Origin of the sequence: Bacillus sp. JJ1122 (assembly GCF_036964885.1) — a bacterium.
Lineage (GTDB): Bacteria > Bacillota > Bacilli > Bacillales > Cytobacillaceae > Mesobacillus.
In genome coordinates this window covers 632-2,512 of record NZ_JBALQL010000059.1, presented here as the reverse complement: position 1 = coordinate 2,512, position 1,881 = coordinate 632, and the positions used below count along the sequence as shown (strand labels likewise).

Here is a 1,881-nt window from a genome sequence, read left to right as displayed (position 1 = left end):
AATGCGTTAGCATTTTCGGAGGAGTCTACACGCCTTCCACTTCAATCAACAGGGTTTAAAAATCAACTTCAGCTATAACAGAGCCTTTTATTAAAAAGTCTCTTTATTTGTTTTAGCTAGCCGATTTTTCTATAATAAAACCTTGACTGCACATTCTGAAGGGAGTCTTCATATGGAATCTTTAAAAGGAAAAACAGCCTTGATTACCGGAGCTGGCAGAGGGATTGGCCGTGCAGCAGCATTGGCACTGGCAAAAGAAGGGGTCAATATAGGTATGCTTGGCCTTACTCTTGCAAATTTGGAGAAGGTTACAGCTGAACTGGAGGAATATGATGTCAATGTCGCAGGAGCGGTTGCAGATGTGTCTGATTTAGCGTCTGTACAGCATGCGGTAGAGCATATCACCTCTGAATTAGGGCCGATCGATATCCTGATCAATAATGCAGGTACCGCTAAATTTGGCGGATTCCTTGAACTTGATCCACAAGAATGGGAAAAAATTATTCAAGTGAATTTGATGGGCACTTATTATGTAACCCGCGCTGTGCTGCCTGGTATGATCGACCGTAAAACAGGCGACATCATTAACGTTTCTTCAACCGCAGGGCAGAAGGGAGCACCAGTTACCAGCGCCTACAGTGCTTCAAAATTCGGCGTCCTAGGACTGACTGAATCATTGATGCTCGAAGTGAGGAAGCATAACATCCGCGTCAGCGCACTTACACCAAGTACGGTGGCCACAGATCTTGCAATCGAATCAAACCTGACGGATGGCAACCCGGAAAAAGTCATGCAGCCTGAAGATTTAGCAGAATTAATGGTCGCCCAGTTAAAGCTGAACCGCCGCGTATTTATCAAAACAGCAGGCATGTGGTCGACAAATCCATAAATTTGTAGTTTAAAACGAGTGTAACTGCTAAAAGTTATGCTCGTTTTTTCTTTTAAAAGGGTAGAAAGTATAGTATCCATCACAAAAATGTAATGCTAAACATTTCCAAATAAAGTATTATTTAGTCAGAGGTGATTAGGGATGATCATTAGGGAAGCAACGGAAAATGAATTACCTGTTATTAAGGAACATAGAGTCACAGCTTATGAGGAATATGCTAAGTTACTTCCAGAAAGTCATTGGCTAGCATTAAAATCTGCGATTACGGCTGACATTGATACATTATCTGGTGCAGAATTATTGATAGCTGAAGAAGGAGGAAGAATTCTTGGCAGCGTAGCATTGTTTCCTGCTAAAACGGACGCTTATCAAGGATACGTAAAAGCTCAGGACTATCCTGAAATCCGCATGCTTGCCATAATGCCAGATGCTCGGAAAAGGGGTGTTGGAAGTGCATTGATAAAAGATTGTATTGCAAGATCCAGAGGCAGAAATGCAAAATACATTGGTTTACATACAGGGGAATTTATGACCGGTGCAATGCGGCTATATGAAAAAATAGGATTTCATCGAGTTTGTGAATTAGACTTCGTTCCAGCCCATGATGGAATTGTCGTTAAGGCATATAGGTATCAAATCCAAGAATAAGTGTACAAACATTATATATTGAAAAAGGCGCGAACCAATCGGTTTGCGCCTTTTTGATTCCTTCCAGAAGGATGTGTCCTTCTGGAAAAGACACCAAATAACAGTGATAGGACCTGGTACTAAAACAAGGATTTCATACATAGAGAAATACGTACGATCCACCTGAAAACCATCATTATTATATTAAAAAATGACTTCGTTATTCTAATATACCTTTAACGAAAACAAAAAAAACGCAATTGCCATTGCAACTTGTCGACAAAGATGCAGGCCACAAATCAGTGATTAAAAACAGTTGGTTGGAGTGGAAGGCGCGTAGACTCCTCCGAAAATGCTAACGCATT

2 protein-coding genes are annotated in these 1,881 nt (G+C 40.9%); both read left to right on the top strand.

Translation table 11 applies throughout. The features are described from left to right. The first annotated feature begins 172 nt into the window (after positions 1–172). On the top strand, positions 173–889 hold the full coding sequence (locus V7201_RS23095; protein WP_335379095.1) for a 3-ketoacyl-ACP reductase: 717 nt from the start codon (positions 173–175) through the stop codon (positions 887–889). Positions 890–1,030: 141 nt separating this feature from the next. Beyond that, positions 1,031–1,537, top strand: a complete 507-nt coding sequence (locus V7201_RS23090; RefSeq protein ID WP_335379094.1) for a GNAT family N-acetyltransferase — start codon at positions 1,031–1,033, stop codon at positions 1,535–1,537. The last annotated feature ends 344 nt before the right edge of the window (positions 1,538–1,881 follow it).